The organism is Chitinophaga sp. G7 BAM 1005 (genome assembly GCF_057126945.1).
Window position 1 is genome coordinate 6687735 of record NZ_CP181478.1, and the last position, 18385, is coordinate 6706119.

Annotated in this window: 13 protein-coding genes; 3 read left to right on the top strand and 10 right to left on the bottom strand. The window is 46.0% G+C overall.

Translation table 11 applies throughout. The features are described 5' to 3' along the window. Nucleotide 1 precedes the first annotated feature (1 nt). Entirely contained in the window at nt 2-229 is a 228-nt protein-coding gene (locus tag ACMXI2_RS26945) for a hypothetical protein (RefSeq protein WP_079471248.1), read from the bottom strand. A 301-nt stretch (nt 230-530) separates the two neighbouring features. Here ACMXI2_RS26945 and ACMXI2_RS26950 point away from each other — a divergent pair, with 301 nt between their 5' ends. Continuing rightward, entirely contained in the window at nt 531-1970 is a 1440-nt protein-coding gene (locus ACMXI2_RS26950) for a sensor histidine kinase (RefSeq protein ID WP_483779009.1), read from the top strand. A 71-nt stretch (nt 1971-2041) separates the two neighbouring features. Then, nucleotides 2042-3484 carry a two-component system sensor histidine kinase NtrB gene (locus ACMXI2_RS26955; protein ID WP_483779010.1) on the top strand — a complete coding sequence of 481 codons (1443 nt, stop codon included), beginning with the start codon at nt 2042-2044 and terminating at the stop codon, nt 3482-3484. A gap of 40 nt (nt 3485-3524) precedes the next feature. Here ACMXI2_RS26955 and ACMXI2_RS26960 read toward each other — a convergent pair whose 3' ends face one another. The 3 genes from ACMXI2_RS26960 to ACMXI2_RS26970 all read right to left on the bottom strand — a co-directional run bounded on the left by ACMXI2_RS26960 (nt 3525) and on the right by ACMXI2_RS26970 (nt 7685). After that, a complete protein-coding gene (locus tag ACMXI2_RS26960; protein WP_483779011.1) occupies nt 3525-4961 on the bottom strand; it encodes a sigma-54-dependent transcriptional regulator in 1437 nt (478 codons plus the stop codon). 74 nt (nt 4962-5035) lie between these two features. Next, a complete protein-coding gene (locus ACMXI2_RS26965) occupies nt 5036-5404 on the bottom strand; it encodes a response regulator (protein WP_483779012.1) in 369 nt (122 codons plus the stop codon). 7 nt (nt 5405-5411) lie between these two features. Then, a complete protein-coding gene (locus ACMXI2_RS26970) occupies nt 5412-7685 on the bottom strand; it encodes a glycosyltransferase (RefSeq protein WP_483779013.1) in 2274 nt (757 codons plus the stop codon). Between the two features lie 430 nt (nt 7686-8115). Here ACMXI2_RS26970 and ACMXI2_RS26975 point away from each other — a divergent pair, with 430 nt between their 5' ends. After that, the gene (locus tag ACMXI2_RS26975; protein ID WP_079471254.1) at nt 8116-8394 is read left to right on the top strand and encodes a hypothetical protein; all 279 of its coding nucleotides are present in this window, start codon (nt 8116-8118) and stop codon (nt 8392-8394) included. Between the two features lie 48 nt (nt 8395-8442). Here the strand turns inward: ACMXI2_RS26975 and ACMXI2_RS26980 are convergent, their stop codons facing one another. The 6 genes from ACMXI2_RS26980 to ACMXI2_RS27005 all read right to left on the bottom strand — a co-directional run bounded on the left by ACMXI2_RS26980 (nt 8443) and on the right by ACMXI2_RS27005 (nt 18382). Further along, nucleotides 8443-9465, bottom strand: a complete 1023-nt coding sequence (locus ACMXI2_RS26980) for an NAD(P)H-dependent glycerol-3-phosphate dehydrogenase (RefSeq protein ID WP_483779014.1) — start codon at nt 9463-9465, stop codon at nt 8443-8445. 450 nt (nt 9466-9915) lie between these two features. Further along, a complete protein-coding gene (locus ACMXI2_RS26985; RefSeq protein ID WP_483779015.1) occupies nt 9916-11301 on the bottom strand; it encodes an efflux RND transporter periplasmic adaptor subunit in 1386 nt (461 codons plus the stop codon). Nucleotides 11302-11326: 25 nt separating this feature from the next. Continuing rightward, nucleotides 11327-12682 (bottom strand): TolC family protein, encoded by a 1356-nt coding sequence (locus ACMXI2_RS26990; protein ID WP_483779016.1) that lies wholly within the window; start codon nt 12680-12682, stop codon nt 11327-11329. Between the two features lie 149 nt (nt 12683-12831). Beyond that, nucleotides 12832-13497 (bottom strand): ABC transporter ATP-binding protein, encoded by a 666-nt coding sequence (locus ACMXI2_RS26995; protein WP_363432644.1) that lies wholly within the window; start codon nt 13495-13497, stop codon nt 12832-12834. 80 nt (nt 13498-13577) lie between these two features. Then, nucleotides 13578-15986, bottom strand: a complete 2409-nt coding sequence (locus tag ACMXI2_RS27000; RefSeq protein WP_483779017.1) for an ABC transporter permease — start codon at nt 15984-15986, stop codon at nt 13578-13580. An 11-nt stretch (nt 15987-15997) separates the two neighbouring features. After that, nucleotides 15998-18382 carry an ABC transporter permease gene (locus tag ACMXI2_RS27005; protein WP_483779018.1) on the bottom strand — a complete coding sequence of 795 codons (2385 nt, stop codon included), beginning with the start codon at nt 18380-18382 and terminating at the stop codon, nt 15998-16000. Nucleotides 18383-18385: the final 3 nt, after the last annotated feature.

Consider the following 18385-nt stretch of genomic DNA (forward strand, 5'->3'; position numbering starts at 1 on the left):
GTTAATGTTTATCAGGTGATTGTCTTTTAAACGCTTCTTCTTTTTCCTCTACGGCCTGCGGATTGGCGGGGGTATGAGGAGTATCCCTGTCCGGTATTTCCTGCGGGATGGGCTCAATTTCCGGCTTGTCCGGCGGCGGTTGAACGGGTATTGGGTCTTCTTTTCCCGGCTGTTGTTTATCTGGAGTTGGATCAGGAATCGGCTGCTTATTTCTATCCGGATTATTCATACCTCACAAGTTTATTGGTTAAGAACTATAGTTAGTTGTTCAAAGTTCATTCCACTAGTTAGATCTGTTGTTTTTACCACAAAAATACGTTTCCCAAACCCGCTACCGGAAGGCATTTCAGGACCTCTGTGTCTCTGCGGTAACAGTAAAGCGACGATGCTTCCGGTGCTTGTAGAATTTACCGGCATTCTGTGGAATATGTTGCTCAGAAAGCCCTTCGTGGGAAAAGGGTACTTTTTAATAGCGAAATTCAGGCAGAAATAGTAACTTGAAATGCTTTCTCAAGATCTCATACATACAGATGCATTTTTCAGTACACAAAAAAATACGACTTGGCTTTTTCATTGCATTTACCGTTATCGTGGCAGCCTCCGTGTTCTCGTACCTGGTGGCCAAAAACCTGCTGGATAACGCCGGCAGGCTGAATCACGCCATTGAAGTATCCAAACGGCTGGAGGTAATTACCCGGCAACTCAAGGAAGCGGAAGCGGCGATCAGGGGGTATACGCTTACCAAAGACAGCTCCTTCCTGGACCCCAGCATGCAGGAACGCAGCAACAGGATAGAGCGGGAATATCTCCTGCTCCGGAAAATAACGGCTGAAAACCCGGTTCAGCAAAAACACCTGGACACCCTTCGCCAGTTACTGGCCATCAAATACCAGCAACTGCAACTGGGCGGGGAAGAGTCTACCGAGGTGAAGGAGCTCTCCAATGTTAAGGAAGGGGAAAGATCAATGGATATTATCGACAATAAAGTACGGGACATGATCCGGATTGAAGAAAGCCTGGTACAGGAAAAATCGGAACTGTTCCATTTCTTTGCGGTGATGTGGGTACCCATGATCTTTATATCGTCGCTGGTAGCCATCCTGATAGGCATCTATTCTTATATTACCCTCACCAGGGAATTCAAACTACAGTTACATATTGAAAGCCGGATGAAATCCTATCAGCGTGATCTGCAACAGAATATCTCCCTTCTGAATAAAACCAACCAGGAGCTGGAGCAGTTTGCCTATGTGGCTTCGCATGATCTGCAGGAGCCCTTACGCAAGATATCTACCTTCAGCGACCGGCTACAGATGAAATATAAAGACCAGCTGCCGCCGGATGCCACGCAGCTGATAGACCGTATGGTGTCGGCCGTTTCCCGTATGCGGGTGCTGATCAACGACCTCCTCATTTTTTCCAGGGCAGGCCGTATTACGCCGGAAAGCATTACCCCCGTGGATATGAACAAGCTGTTGCAGGAAGTGCTCAGCGACCTGGAGGTTACCCTGGAAGAGAAAAATGTACAGGTCAAATATGACCAGCTGCCGGTTATAGAAGGCAGCGATACTTCTTTTCACCAGTTGTTCCAGAACCTGCTGGCCAATTCTATTAAGTTTGCCAGCCCGGACAGGCGCCTGGAAATCAATATCCATCACCAGTTACTGCTTGGAAAGGAATTGGGTATTGTAAAAGAAAGCCGGTGGAACGAGCCCTACTGCCGCATCAGCCTGGACGACAATGGTATTGGGTTTGAGCAGGCTTATGCCGACCGCATTTTTCTTATTTTCCAGCGGCTGCATGGCATCAGCGAATATTCCGGTACGGGGATAGGACTTGCCATCTGCAAAAAAATTGTAGACAGCCATAATGGTTTCATACAAGCCCACGGAACCCCCGGAAAAGGAGCCTCCTTTGTGATTATTCTACCTCTTCGACAGAGAAACAGGAATGATGCACCTGCAGATTAATAAAAGGTTAGCACCTTTATTGCTGTGGAATTTGTCATTAATTGCCAAAACTCCTAATCTATTCTATTGCGATGAGCGAGCGACCGATACACATTTTAATGATAGACGATGATGAAGACGATTTCTTTCTCGTAACAGAACTACTGCATGATATTTCACCAGGTCAATATGTGCTTGAATGGGCTTCTACCTATCAGAAGGGACTGGCTGCCATAGCCGACAATACGCATGATGTATTCCTGGTAGATTACCGGCTGGGACCCAATACAGGTATTGATATCCTTCGCAGGTTACACCAGATGCGTCATCAGCCGCCGGTAATTATGCTTACCGGTAAAGGCGATTATAATATTGACCGGGAAGCGATGCAGGCCGGTGCTTATGATTACCTGGTGAAAGGAGAAATGACTGCCGACCTGCTGGAAAGATCCATCCGCTACGCGCTGGATGAATTTAACCATCGCCGGTCTATTGAGGAAAGCGAGAAGAAATATTATGGCATCTTCGAAAAAGCGCACGACCTGATTGTATTGACCGATTGCGACCGGAATATTATTGACGCCAATCCCGCGGCATTAAAAACACTCCATTACAACCGGGAACAGATACTGAAGTTACATCTGCGCGATCTCTTTATCTCCAAAGATCAAAGCGAGAATTTCCTGAATAACATCTGTAACAGTGGTATTGCCAATTTACAGGAATATGATTTCAAAACTGCCGATAACAAAAAGCTGGTGGTACTGATCAATGCCGTTATGCTGGACGAAGCGGCGCAGATATTCCTTTGTGTAATCCAGGATATCACCGACAAAAAGAGAGAAGAACAGGAAAAGCAACACCAGGAAAAATTTGTGATCACCGGGCGTATTGCCAGGGTAATTGCACATGAAGTAAGAAACCCGCTGACCAATATACTGCTGGCCGTAAGCCAGTTTAAGGAAGAAGAAGAAGTGGCCGCCAATGATGATACGCTGATGTATACTGATATCATTGAACGCAACTGCACCCGTATTAACCAGTTGATTACAGAGCTGCTGCACAGCACCCGTTTGATTGAACTGCATATGGAACCGGTAGGCATCAACGAGCTGATAGAGAAAGCGCTGCAGCTATCCGGCGACCGGCTGCAACTGAATGAAATCCGTGTGGAAAGAAACCTGGTATCGCCGGATGTGATGATTAATGCAGATGAAGAGAAAGTAGTAATTGCTTTTCTGAATATTATCATCAATGCCATTGAGGCGATGGTACCGGGGAAAGGCGTACTCTCCATCAGTACGATGCTTAACCAGGATAAGGCGAAACTGATGATCCGTGATAATGGCGCTGGTATTGCGGAAGACAAGCTGGCGCGTTTGTTTGATCCTTTCTATACCAGTAAGGCGAAAGGCACTGGTCTTGGCTTAACCAGCACGCAGAATATTTTAGTAAATCACAAAGGAACTATACACGTAGATAGTGAACCCGGAAAGGGAGCGGTGTTTACGATTGCGATACCTGTAATAGGATAATTTATTCCCTGGAGACGGGTGTCTGCCAGGGAATAAATAGCTAATAATTTATATTCAGCAACCGTAATTTATTATACAGTGTTTTACGGTCGATATTCAATACCTGCGCTGCTTTTGTTTTATTATACTTCACTTCTTTCAGCACATTTATAATCTTGTTGTACTCTGCCTGCAGGGCTACTGTTTTAAGATCATTGTCGTTGGAAAGCAGCGCCAGTTCGCCGGAAACGTGTACTTCTTCCGGAATCTGGCTAAATGATTCTTTCATTTCCAGTGGCAGTGCGATCATAGTAATATCTTCCATTTCAGGCGTAAGCAAACAGGCTCTCCTGATCACATTTTTCAGTTCGCGGATATTACCGGGCCAGTTATATTGCTGGAAACAATCCCACACTTCAGAAGAAATTTTACCACATGATTTATCCAGTTCTCTTTCCACCTGGTTTACAAAGGCGGTAGTGAACAGTGGCAAATCTTCGCGGCGTTCCCGCAAAGGCGGAATATAAATGGTGAACTCATTGAGGCGATGGAAGAGGTCTTCCCTGAATTTACCACGCTGTACTGATTCAGAGAGCTTTTCGTTGGACGCTACAATGATGCGTACATCAATTGGTATTTCTTTTAAACTTCCTACCCGGCGAATTAATTTTTCCTGTAGTACGCGCAACAGGGCAACCTGTATATCGTATGATAAATTGGAGATTTCATCCAGGAACAGGGTACCGCCCTGTGCCTGTTCAAAGGCGCCTATTTTGGTATTGATAGCCCCGGTAAAAGAGCCTTTTTCATGACCGAATAATTCACTGGCGGCCAGTTCCTTGGAGAGGCTGCCGCAATCCAGCGCAACAAATGGTTGCTGGTTTCTTTTACTGTGATGGTGAATAAGATGTGCTACGGATTCCTTGCCGGTACCTGTTTCGCCAAAGATGATAACGCTGTAATCGGTAGGCGCCACCAGTTTAATCTGTCTTATTAATTCTTTCGCTCCTTCGCTTTCACCGTATACGTATTTATTATTCTTGTCGTCCTGGTTACGTGATAATAATGTTTCCCGTACTTCTTCGGGTTCACTGCCCGACTCCACGGGTCTGGATGCGCGTCGTTCCAGTTCTGCGTCTTTATGGGTAAAGGCTTTATGCACGAGATTCAGGATTTCATCCGGGTACAGCGGTTTGGAAAGATAATCGTATGCGCCATTTTTCACCATTTCCACAGCTACTCTTACATCTGTATAACCTGTAATAATGATCACAATGATGGAAGAATTGATCTGATGGATATCCTGCAGCAGTTGTGCACCATCTGTATCTTTCAGCCTGTAATCACAGAGTACAAGGTCATAGGTTTTCTCTTTCAACATTTTAAGTGCAGCGCCACCCGTCATGGTGGAATCTACATCAAAACCATGTTTCCCGAGGAATTTACTCAGGAGTGTACAGATATTAATTTCGTCGTCTATTATGAGAATATTTTTCATACTTCTTTAATATAGTGGTAATTGGCAACAGGATAGCTATCCAAAATTACTGATTATAACCTAGAGGGCTGTTATCAACTTTTCATTTTGATACTGCCGATCAGTTCATCTACATTCTTGAGACTGAAAGGTTTAGCCAGGAAAAAGGCGGCGCCGGCTTTCAGTGCGGTTTGCTTTTCCATCGCATTATCATAGGCGCTGATGGTGATTACAGGTAACGTAGGACAACGTTCCTTAATCATTGGCAAAGCTTCAAGGCCCGATCCATCGGGCAGGTGGATGTCCAGGAAAAGGAGATCGGGCTGATGTCTGAAAATAGACTTCATTCCTTCTCCCAGTTCGTGTACGTACTTCACATTGTATCCGTGACGTACAAGCGTAAGTTGCAATAGTCTGCATATATCCGGCTCGTCATCTATGATCAATATGCTGGGATATTTCATGTTATTCTCAGTTGTAGCCAAGTCTGACTGGCGCCAGGCTGTTTTGTGTCGGTGTAACATACTTATGTTTATTCCATTGTTCCATTAATAATCTGGCAATCAGGTAACATACAGTAGATTCGGCGCCCTGGTTTTGGTTTATATTGTTTTTTTCAAGGCCATCGTAGCAACCGTAAGTTAATGGATTATAAACAAGTTGTTTCAGGTGATTATTACCTAAATACCAACTGAATGCCAAACGCATCTTTTCCAGATATGATTTATTGTTTGTGATATTGTAAAACGTATTCAATGCCAGCATGGTATAGGCTACTTCTATAGATTGTTCGCCACCATCTTCCTGTTGCCGGGCGCTATTCCTATGGTACCATGTTTTATTGCTGATCACCTTCATATGGCTGTCTGTAAAGGTTTTGCCACAAAGGAAAGCGAGGCTGTTTTCCGCGGTGCTGCGGTAGGCATCTATCCCTGTTACCTGGTAAGCCATCATCATTGCGTCGGGCAATACGGCGTTGCCGTAGGTAAGGTAGGATTCGTACCAATGCCAGGTTTCATCTGCTTCCTGTTTGTAATGCTCATACAATTTTGCAGCCAGGTGTTGTAAAACTTCCACTGCTTTGCCACCGGGCTTATAGGCGAGGAAATAATACAGCCCTTTGATGGTGAAAGCCATTGCCCTGGGCGAGTTCAGTGATTCCATCCAGTTGAAGCATTTTGTGAATATGGCTGCTACATCCTTCACCGCATCAAAAGGCAGGTGACGGTACGAAGCGAGGGCGTAGCCCAGCGCCCAAACAGCGCGGCCATTGGCGTCTTCCAGGTTTACTTCGTCATTCATTTTATTGAATTGGCAATCGATATCCACATAGTTCAGGAATTTGCCGGAGGGCTGCTGACAGTAGGCAATAAAATCGATGTATTTACGGGTCAGTGAATTAACGAAGCTGCTGGATTTTAATTCGCTGCTGTACATACAGGTAACAATAAGTGCGCGTGCATTGTCGTCGAGCGTATATCCGAACGCAGGGTCGGGAATATCATGTTTGGAGAATTGCAGCATCGCTGTTTCATCGGTCATGCGATCGATGTGATCGAGGTAAGGCGGTGGCAGGTTAGGCAGGATTTTATCTTCTGCGAGTGCTTCGCTGATTACGCTCATATGTGCGATCGCTACGTTTTCCCAGATGGAGTTGCGTGTTTTTTCGATGGCCGACTGGCTCATTTGTGCGCGCAGTTCCGGATCACCGAGCAGCTGTAATGCGCTTGCAGCAATTTGTTCCGGGTTATTGAAATCGACCAGGCAACCGGCTCCGTCTTCCAGCATTTCGCGGGCCTGCACAAAGGAAGTGGAGATCACCGCGCAGCCGGCGCTCATGGCATATACGAAAGTACCGCTTACTGCCTGATGCGGATCTTTTGACGTAAAGAGGTATATATCTGTAAGAGATAAATAATCGAGTAATGTTTTCAGGGAAAGATAATTATTTACGAATCTCACGTTGTTTTCCAGGCCAAGTTCCTTTACCAGTTGTTCCAGTGATTCACGGTATTTTTCTCCTTCGCGGGAACATACTACGGGATGGGTTTTTCCCAGCACCAGGTAGATGGCATCGGGATATTGCTTTACAATATCCTTCATAGCCCTGATACCTGTTTCAATGCCTTTGTTTTCGCTGAGAAGGCCAAATGTGCTCAGTACCATCCTGTTTTCCAGGTTGTATTGTCTTTTCAGTGTATCTACCTCTTCTACAATGTGGGCGTGTGTACCATGCGGGATATGCACAATTTTTTCTGCAGGCACCTGATATACATTTTGCAGTAAGTCGGCGGATGAGCGGGTCATTACAATCACTTTTGCCGCCAGCGCGCTGATCAGGCTTACTACTTTGGTGCATTTATGATCAGGGTAAGGCAGTACGGTATGAAAACGGACCACGAAAGGCTTATCCAGTAAGGAAAGCATGGCCAGGAGGTTATGACCGTATTCTCCGCCATACAGGCCAAATTCATGTTCAAAGCAAACCAGGTCTATTTTATCGTTCTCATTTATTTTCTGTGCAAAATCAATACAATTATCAATATCAAACGGGTTAACCGAGTAAGTAACAGGTGTTTCTTTTACATTGGCAGGTTTTCCTGATTCTTCCAGCGCTGCCACCTCAATATTCAGGTTACCGGCAAAGTTCTTATTCATGGCGTTTACCAGGTCCTGTGCAAAAGTTGCGATCCCACATTCACGGGGCGGGTAAGAAGTAACAAAAAGCAAGGTTCTAATCTTCATGGCAAAAATTTTATACTACGCAGTTAACAAGTAACCGGGTCCTCAATTTTGCGGATCGGGACATAGGTTGTTTCAAATATCAATCCAATGCCTGCGGTATTGAGTTTCGCCGGATTTGGCCACAGGAAAGTGTGGAGATAATTCCACACATTTTATCCCGTATCCACAGCTAAGGTTTGCGAATAAAATAAAAGCGGACCATTTACATTCTATTAACAGTCCATATAAACATAATTATTTACACTTGTAATGTAATTTGCTGATTACATGGTTAAATAAGACACAAATAGCAATATTATTACCATAACAGGTAAACAATAATGCTTCTTTGTCCATTTCAGCTTATTTTAGCTGCAAGAAGTACCCTAGCTATCATGTGAAGAGCAAATTTTAACCATTCCATTTTTCTCATTTAAACCCAATCGCCGTTATGCGAAACATTGCATGTACATTTAATGTAGATGGTGTTCCTACCAAAATCAGTTTGAGGAAACTTCCCCGGCAAAGGCGCTTTCAAGCCATTATTGACCGTAATATCACGGAATATATCATCTCAGACGAGACCAATGAGATTGAGTATTATGAGGGACCGGTGTTAAGCGAATACCTGTTTACCCGGATTGCCAGTCTTATTAAACAGTATTTCCCGAATGTGCGGGCAATTATGAAGATTGGGGAAGATAATTATGAAGACTACGACGATTTTTAGGCACCTGACAGGCGGCTGTTAGCCTGGAAAGACTAACAGCCGGCCGTTTTATATGAATCCTTTTTCGAGAGACAGGAATGCCTCTGAGGGATGCACCTGCTGCCATAAAATAGCATATACGGCCTGTGCAACCGGCATATACGCCCCGATACTCCTGTTCATTTCATGCATGCATTTACTGGCGTAATAACCTTCTGCAATCATATTCAGTTCCAGCTGGGCAGCTTTTACGCTGTACCCTTTCCCGATCATATTACCAAAAGTACGGTTACGGCTGTGCAGTGAATAACAGGTAACCAGCAAATCGCCCAGGTAGGCGCTGGCGCTATAGTTATGTACCAACGGCGCCGTTCCGGCTACTGCAGCTTTCTGTTCTTCATATTTTTCGAGAAAACTTTGCATTTCCCGGAAGCAGTTGGTAATAAATACGCTCAGGAAGTTATCTCCGTATTCCTGTCCGTGTGCAATACCGGCGCCCATTGCATAAATATTTTTGAGTACCGCTGCCAGCTGTACACCTATTACATCTGTGTTTACAATTGTTTGCAGGTAGCTGCCGGTGAATTTGTCGGCGATAGACTGGGTAGTGCCCAGGTGGGCGCCTGAAAAGGTAAGGTATGACAGTTTTTCGCTGGCTACTTCTTCTGCATGACAGGGGCCTGTAATGGTGAAATACCGGCTGGCCGGTAAATTGAATTGTTTAAGAAGATATTCTCCAATCAGGTCGTTGGTACTGGGTACCAGCCCTTTAATAGCAGAAATGACCTTTTTACTGACCAGCGCATCTGCGGGCAACATGCTTAACACATCTTCCAAAAAAGCACTGGGAACAGCCAATACCAGCTCATCACAGGCGGCCACTACTGCTTTTACGTCGCTACTGAGGCTCAGCAGGCTGGTATCGAAATATACGGAGGTGAGATAATGTTTGTTATGATGCCGTAGCTGCATATGGCGGATGGTGTCATCGTTCCTTATCCACCAATGTATATGATGTCCGTTATCTGTCAGGATTTTAGCCAGGGCAGTAGCCCAGCTGCCACTGCCTATAATTCCAATGCTCTTGCTCACAATGCAAATTTTTATGCAATGTAATTAAAAAGGGTTTGCGAGCGGGGATATAAGCGTATTTTGTCTTTCTCAGGATTACGATGATTTTGCTGATTTTACTTTTTCTTTTGGAGATAGGATATTTAAAGATGTGCAGGAACATGACATAAGCGATGCTTTGCAGTTACCTTTAACATGCTTAGGAGATACTTTGGACATGCTTTTGATGTGGAGAGAACATGGACTTGATGTGGAGGTGACGTGGACTTGATCGGTAACGTATTGGTGATCAATTCGTTGCACAGGGTTTTAGTGTGCTGCTTATGCGCATTTCAAGAAGAGATGTATTGTATATCAATGCTTTATACATCTTTCAAAGATAAACCTGATCAGCGGAAATACCAAAAAAAAGAGGTCGTTTTTCTATGTTGAAAAACGACCTCTTTTTTTATATGAAGTTGTGTAACTGAGTTATTTTGCCTGACCTTCAAACAGCTCGGCCTTCGGTACCACTTTTACTTTTTTGCCGTTTTCGAGGGTACGGGAAATGGCCGTATAAGGAGCGCTGATCACCTGGTCGCCGGCATTGAGGCCGGAAGTGATCTGGATCCAGGCATCGTCCTGCACACCGGTTTTAACGGGTACCATTTTAACGCTGCCATCTTTCTGCAATACAAATACCACCTCGTTTAACACGGGTTTGGTATCGGCAGAAGAACCCGGAGTAGTGTTGTCCTGTACCGGCGCTTCTTTCTTTTTGTCGCCTTTTGCATTCGTAGAGTCGCCGTCGCGGGTAGTAACGGAGTTAATTGGAATGGCCAGTACATTATTTACGTGCCTGGTTTGAATATCCACGCTGGCACTCATACCGGGACGGAAAGGAAAGGTTTTCTTGTTTTTATCAAGGAGATCCTGGTAGCTTTCCTGCAGGATGCGGATATGTACAATGTAGCTGGTTACCTGCTCTGCAGAGGAGGCTGTACTTACCGTAGCGGTAGCGGCGCCCTTACTGGAGCTGGCAATTTGTGTTACAATGCCTTTAAACTGACGGCTGTTATACGCATCCACTTCAATGATGGCGGTGTCACCATATTTTACTTTTGGAATATCGTTTTCACCTACGTCTACCTGTACTTCCATTGTGTTCATATCAGCGATACGCAGCATTTCGGTACCGGTCATTTGTGCGGTACCCACCACGCGCTCTCCTTTCTTTACGGAGAGCAGGGAAACGATACCGCCCATAGGAGCGGAAATGGTGGTACGACCCAGGTTTTTATTGGCTTCATTCAGGTTGGCCTGCGCACTGGCAACGGCAAATTTATTCCCGTTGATCTGTTGCACGGCGGCGTTATAATCTGCCAGGGAGGCGAGATAGGTAGCTTCCGCTGTTTCAAACTCTGACCTGGAGATCACTTTCTGGGCAAGGAGTTCTTTGTTCCTGTTAAAGGCTGCCTTGTTTTGATCAAGCCGGGCTTTAAAGGAGTTAAGCGCCGCAGCCGAATTGGCCAGCTGGGCCTGCGACTGGCTCATGGAAGCCGCGGCCTTGTCTACCATCGATCCGTAAATATCTGCGTATATCCGTGCCAGTACCTGTCCTTTTTTCACGGAATCACCTTCCAGGATGGGCAGGTCTGTGATTTCACCCGAAACGTCGGAGCTTACTTTTACTTCTATTTCAGGATAAATTTTACCGCTGGCGGTAACTACTTCTATAATATTTCTATTAGAAGCATTGTCTACAGCAACTTTAATTCCTTCTTCCTTACCAATAACCCCGGATGTTTTAAGCACCAGGAACAAAATAACGAGTGAACAAAGTATGCCTATGAACCAGTAAAGTTTTTTCTTCTTCATAAAGCAATTTAATTTCCAGGGGTGGCTACAGTGATATTTTCTGGTCCCTGTAGAATTCCAGCAATTTCATTTTAAATATGTAATCGTATTGTGCAAGCACCTTGTTTACCTGCGCATTATACAATTTACTTTGCGTTGTGATATAATCAATGGTGTTCATTAATCCGAGATTGAAGCGTTTGGTGGCAAAATCGTACGCTTTCTGGGCGGCCATTACCCCTGTGGTAGATGCGTTATATTTCTGTAAAGCAGCTACTGCATTGGCATGGGCGGTATAAATATCCTGTCTGAGCTTTTGGTGATCCTGATCGCGGATCAGCTCCTGGCTGTATACATTTACTTTTGCTTTGGCAACGGTAGTACGTTGCTGCCAGCCATTAAAAATAGGAATGTTAAGTGTTAACCCAAGATTTTTCCTGTAGGTATTGCTGATCTGATCATGAAACGGCAGCACTTTCGTTTGCGCAATATCTTCATAATAGTTATTGGCGTAGTAAGTACTGAGGCCGCCCCCGATGCTCAGGTTGGGATACAACTGCGCTTTGGCCGCCTGGTATGCTTTGGTGGCGCTCTGGATCTTCAGTTCATCCGATTTTACCAGCGGGTAGTTGGTTAAAGCGGCACTATACACCATTTCCGGGGCCATTTCCTGCAAGGCAGCTAATGGCAGGGAAGCAATATTTTCGGGTACATCCGGTGTAAAAGGAATTTCAAACCCGAGATTAAGATATGCCTTCATCTGGAGAATAGCCAGGGTCACATTATTCTGGGCGGTAACCAGGTTGCTGCTGTCCAGTGCCAGCTGTGCTTCGAGGTCGGCCTGGTTGCTTTCCGGTACGGAACCCGCTATCACCAGTTTTTTGGTATTATCCAGGTTGGAGTTGGTAAGCCTTACATTTTCTTCGTTTACTTTCTCCGTTTGGATATTGAGCAGTATCTGCAGGAAGGCGGTGGCCACGTTAAAAGCGAGATCGTTCCTTGCTTTTTCCAGCAGGAAACTGTTAGCCTGTGCATCCAGTTTGTTAGCGGCAATTGTTTTTTGCTGATAAAACCAGCTGAAAAGGTTTGCCTGCATATTCAGGTTACCGCTGGAGTTAAACACGGTTTGGTTAACATACTGGTTATCTCCCAGGCTGGCACTTCTACCATCCGTATACCCTCCTGTTACTGATCCGCTGAAACCGGGAATCATTTGCAGGCGGCTTTGCTGTAAAGTGAGATCTGCCAGCCGTTTCTGTACTTCCTGTTGTTTAACCGTCAGGTTATTTTGCAGTGCATAATCCACACAACGTTGTAAACTCCACGTATCCTGCGCATCAGCGGATGTTATGTTAGCAAACAATAAAATCAGGATTGCTCCTGCGATTCGGGATATTCTCATAACATTCCAAAAATATAATAATTGTGATGATACTTTTCTACCCTTCTTGATAGAAGGCAAAAATTTAGTAGGTATGGCAGTATACCCCACTAATTGAGTGTACAACATAATCTTTTTTTTACAGAATTCTTAAAACTGATCCGCCTTTATTATGGTTGAATATGCCCATCGCGGATCTGGATAACGCGGTTGCCATAGGTGGCATTCACGTCTGAGTGGGTTACCTGTATGATCGTAATTTTATCCTGTTCATTCAAATGTTTAAACAGCTGCATGATCACTTTTGCCTGATCGGAATGCAGGTTACCGGTGGGTTCATCGGCCAGGATCACCCGGGGTTCCGCTACAATAGCACGGGCAATACCTACCAGCTGTTGTTGTCCGCCGGATAACTGGTTGGGGAACAGATCTTTTTTGGCCACCATGTTAAAGCGGTCCAGCACATCTGCCACCCGGCTTTTTCTTTCTGAAGCAGGTATATTCTTGTACAGTAACGGCGTTTCAATATTTTCGTACACAGTTAGCTCGTCTATCAGGTGATAGGCCTGGAACACAAATCCAATGGAGCCGCGGTGCAGTTGGGTCCGTTTTTTCTCATTCATCTTGTCTACACGCTCTCCCTCAAACAAGTATTGTCCTTCGGATGGTTCTTCCAGTAAACCCAAAATATGCAGTAACGTGGATTTCCCGGAGCCGGAAGGTCCCATAATAGATACAAACTCGCCTTCATTGATCGTGAGGTCAATATCTTTCAGGATGTAATTTTTTCCGAATCCTACCGGGTAATGCCTGGAAATTTTCTGCAATTGTATCATGATCGGTAATTTGTTTTTTAATTTACGTTGATATTTTCTGCATATCGGCTCAGCAATATAATTAAAAGTAGCTGCTCCGGTTATTCAGATTTTAGAGCGTTGACCGGGTTGCTCAAAGCCGCCCGGATCGTTTTTATGCTCATAGTAGCCAGTGCCAGTATAGCCATTAACCCACCGCCGGCCGCAAACACCCACCAGCTGAGGGGAGTACGGTAAGCATAGGATGACAGCCAATGCTGCATGGCCCACCACGACAGTGGAATGGCCAATATGAAAGCAATACCTACCAGCTTCATAAAGTCGCTGGTGAGCAGCGTTACCATCTGCCATACGGAAGCGCCCAATACTTTACGGATGCCAATTTCCCGGGTACGCTGGTTTGTGGTAAAAATAACCAACCCCAATAACCCCAGGGCGCTGATAAAAAATGCCAGTCCCGCACACCAGTTTAAGAGTTGTCCTGTACGTTGTTCTTCTTCATATAAAGCTGCTATACTTTTATCAAGAAAATTATAGCTGAAAGTTTCCCGGGGGTACACTTCTTTCCAGGCTTTCTCCATTTTTTCAAGTGCGTGCTTCCAGACGATACTGTTTTCGCCGGGCGCCCGCAAAAGCACGTGCATGGTGCGGTGTTGTCTTAATGCATCACTGGCTATGGCCAGCGCGGGTATTTCCCTGCGGGTGCTGCTGGTGTAAAAATTCTTCACTACGCCTACTACCGGGTGATTCTGCACTATTTCTCCGATCACATCCTGCGGATTACGGAATCCCAGTGCAGTTACCGCTTTTTCATTTAACACCCATTCCGTAATGGTATCGCTGGTGCGCAGGTTTCTGCCCGCCACAAATTTCAGGTCATACAGTTTTGCATAGGTGCTATCCCCATACCGGACCTCCACATTCTTATTAATCTCTTTATCTCCTTTATGATACCGGAAGGTGCTGCTTATAAATCCCCTGAATAAGGGCGGCATTCCTCCCTGGCTTACCAGGGCGATTTCCGGAATGGCCGACCATTTTTCCTGGAGCGTATTGCGCTCACGGGCCTCGTACCCGCGAAAAGGAGTACGTACGGTTACCACGGCATCTTTCCGGAAGCCGGGATCGCGGCTCAGCGAAAAGTGAACCTGTTTGCTCACTATGATGGTAGCTATGATAAACACCTGCGCTACCACAAACTGTGATACCGTTAAGGTTTTACGCAGCCACAATTTTCCTGCGGCCGATTGCACCTGTGTTTTTAATACCGCTACCGGCTCAAACCTGGCCAGCACCATTGCCGGGTAAATGCCTGCCAGCAGCGTAATGGCGATACACAGTCCGGCCAGGAACAATGCTGTTTGCCAGCTGTACAGGGCCATAGCGGTTAACCCAACGGGTAAAAAAGAGTGGAATGCCACTATCAGCAAAGGCGTGATCAGCGCAGACAGGATACATCCCAGCAGTGTAAGCAGCAGCGTTTCACTGAGGAACTGGGTGATCAGCTGGGGAAAACTGCTTCCCAGCGATTTGCGGATACCGGTTTCCCTTGCCCTGCGGGCCGCCTGGGCGGTAGTAAGGTTAATAAAGTTAATCGCCGCCAGCAGCAACAACGCCAATGCCACACCACCCAATGCATACAACCGGGTTAAACTGGCGGGCCGGCCCTGCGCCATATAATCTTTATTGAAATGAATATCGCGTAACGCCTGCAAGTGCAGGGTGGTTTTGGTATAATCGTCTACCCGGTGCTCATCTTTCAGTTTTGTGAGCAGTGCTGTTAACTTTGGTACACTGGCCGATGCATTCAGTTTTACAAGTAGCTGTGAGCTGGCATTCACATTGTTCCACTCGTCGAGGCTATACATTTCTTTTAACCCGCTGCTCTGCAGGGTGGCCAGTGAAATGAATTCCCCGTTGGCAAAATCAGAGGGATATTGCAGCCCGGCCACTATGCCGCTTACTGTTGTACGAATGGTATCGTCATAAATAATTTCCTTCCCCAGTACTGCTTCGGCGGGCACCCCCGGGAAATAGGCCGCCGCCTTCTCCGAGGTTAACACCACTTTAAATGGTTGCTGCAGCGAGGTTTCAGGAGATCCTGCCACCCACTGATGCGGGATAAGACGGAAGTAATTCTTATCTGCATAAATAATATCCTTCCCGTTCTTAAAATCCTTTCCGTTAACGGTAATCCTGCCGGTGATGTCATTCTCAAAAAACGGCGCTACTGTTTCGGCGGCAGGAACATAATTTGCCACCATGCCTGCTACCGGCGCGGCAATGCCCGAATTTTTAATGATATCGCCATTGAAATCAATTTCCGTAACCACCCGGTAGATACGGTCGCTATCCTTTTCAAACCGGTCGAAGCTGTTTTCATAATGTACCACCAGGTACACCATCAACGCCGCGCTGATACCCACTACCAGCCCCATAATATTGATCAGGGAGAAGGCTTTGTTGCGCCAGATGCTTCTGAAAGATACCAGTAGAAAATTCTTTAGCATGATACAATTGTTTATTCTGATCTCAGACTTTTAACCGGGTTCATTAATGCTGCTTTCACCGACTGCAAGCTTACCGTGAGCAAGGCTATTACAATAGCGATAGCGCCTGCCAGCAGGAAAGTACCTGCATGTAAAGGGGTATGATAGGCAAAGCCTTCCAGCCATTTATGCATGGCATACCAGGCAAACGGGGAAGCTATACAAAGCGATATCAGCACCAGCTTAATAAAATCTTTCGACAGCAATGCCACCACACTGGTGGCAGAAGCGCCCAATACCTTGCGGATGCCCACTTCGCGGGTACGTTGTTCTGCGGTAAACGCGGCCAGTCCCAGTAAACCAAGACAGGAAACAAGGATAATAACGATAGAAAAGATTGATAAAATGGTACCGGTTCTGAATTCCGATTTATATAATCCGTTAAAGTCTTCATCCATAAAATGATACCCGAAAGGCACTGCAGGCAGGTATTCTTTCCAGATGCCTTCTATTCCTGCTATTACCTGTTGCTGGTTATCCCCGGAAGTTTTGATGAGGATTTCCCCGAACCATTCATATTCCGGAAAAACGACGATGGGTTCAATTTTACTTTTCATAGAAGCAAAGTGAAAATCTTTCATCACGCCTTTAATTGTTCCGGCGCGGCCATTCATCACCATCCGCTTTCCTGTTGCGGTTTCGGCTGTCCAGCCCAGTTGCTTTACCGCGGTTTCGTTGAGAAAGAAGTGGTATACCCGGTCTTTATCTTCTCTCAGAACATCCTGTATATCCGCATTGGTTAAGTTTGCGCCGGCCAGTAATGAAATCCCCATTGTTTGCAGGTAATCTTTCTCTACAGGGATAGCGGTAATACTCATACTGTAGTCCGCCGGTTTTCCTTCCAGGTTGCCAATAGTATAGCCACCGCCTACTGATACCGGCGAGTCGTAGGATGCGCTTACATATTTTATACCTGATTGCTGTAAAAGCCTGCCTTTAAACGTTTCCAGCATCCGCGCGTTAAAGTTTTGGCCCGACAGCACCAATACCTGCGACCTGTCCAATCCTAATTTCTTATGCTGGATATATTTTAACTGGTTGCTCACCACCAGTGTGCAGATAATAAAAAACACTGAAGCTGCAAACTGAAACACTACCAGGCTTTTACGGATGCTGCCACCTGAAGTATGCATCACCCTTCCCTTCAATACCTGTACCGGCCGGAAACCGGAGAGGAACAGGGCCGGATAGGTACCCGCAAAAAAAGTAGTACAAAGAAAAATACCGGCCAGCCATAGGTAGATGTGGTAACTGCCCAGTCCGAGCTTCAGGGTAGTACCGGCCACGTTGTTAAATACCGGCAGTAATACCAAAGCAATCATTATTCCCAGTATCATAGCGCAAAGGGAGATCAGCGTGGACTCGGCAATGAACTGCCAGAACAGCTGTCCGCGTACTGCGCCCAGGGCTTTCCTTACACCGATTTCGCGACCTCTTTCCGCAGAACGGGCCGTGGCCAGGTTCATAAAGTTGATGCACGCAATCAGCAACAACAGCGCAGCGATGATGGTGAGAATATAATTATAGCGGATATCCCCGCCTGGTTCTGTTGAATTTTGGGCAATAGAATAGAGATGGATTCCCGGTACAGATTCCGGCACAAAATTGAGCGTAGCACCGCTCCTGGTAGCGTTGCCCATCTGTTCTTTTACCAGGTTGGCTAACCTGCCGTGTAACGCGCTGGCAGTAGCGTTGCTTGCCAGCTGTATGTATGTATAATCATTGGCCGAATTCCAGGCGTCTTTTGTACCCAGCGAGGCATAACTGGCTACAAAATCAAATTTCAGGTGCGTGTTCGCAGGAGGGTCTATTGCCACACCGGTTACCTGGTATTCATTCCTGTTATTAATCTTTAGCGTTTTACCTACTATATCGGTAGTGCCAAAGTACTTCCTGGCCATCGTTTCAGACAGTACTATCATATGGGGGCCGCTCAACACGGTGGCTGCATTTCCCGCTATCAGCGGGAAAGAGAACATGCTGAAAAAAGCGGGATCTGCATAAAAAAACCTTTTCTCATTCATTACCTTGTCCCCATAGGCCACCGTGGTAGCCGAAGGATAGGCCCTGGAGATGTATTTCACCTCTGGAAAATCTTTCATCACCGGCGCCAGTCCGCCAGGCGTGAGAGCGGTGTGGGTTACCTCCTGGTCCTTTTCGCCATAGTCGAGACGGATACGGTACAACTCCGCAGCATGCGTATGAAACTGATCATACGTCCATTCGTTCCGGAGGTACAGCGCCAGCAGTATGAAACAGGCAATGCCCGCAGAAAGCCCGGCGATATTGATCGCCGAATACAGCTTACGTTTCATCAGATTTCTTACGGCTGTTTTCAAATAATTACGCCACATCATAGG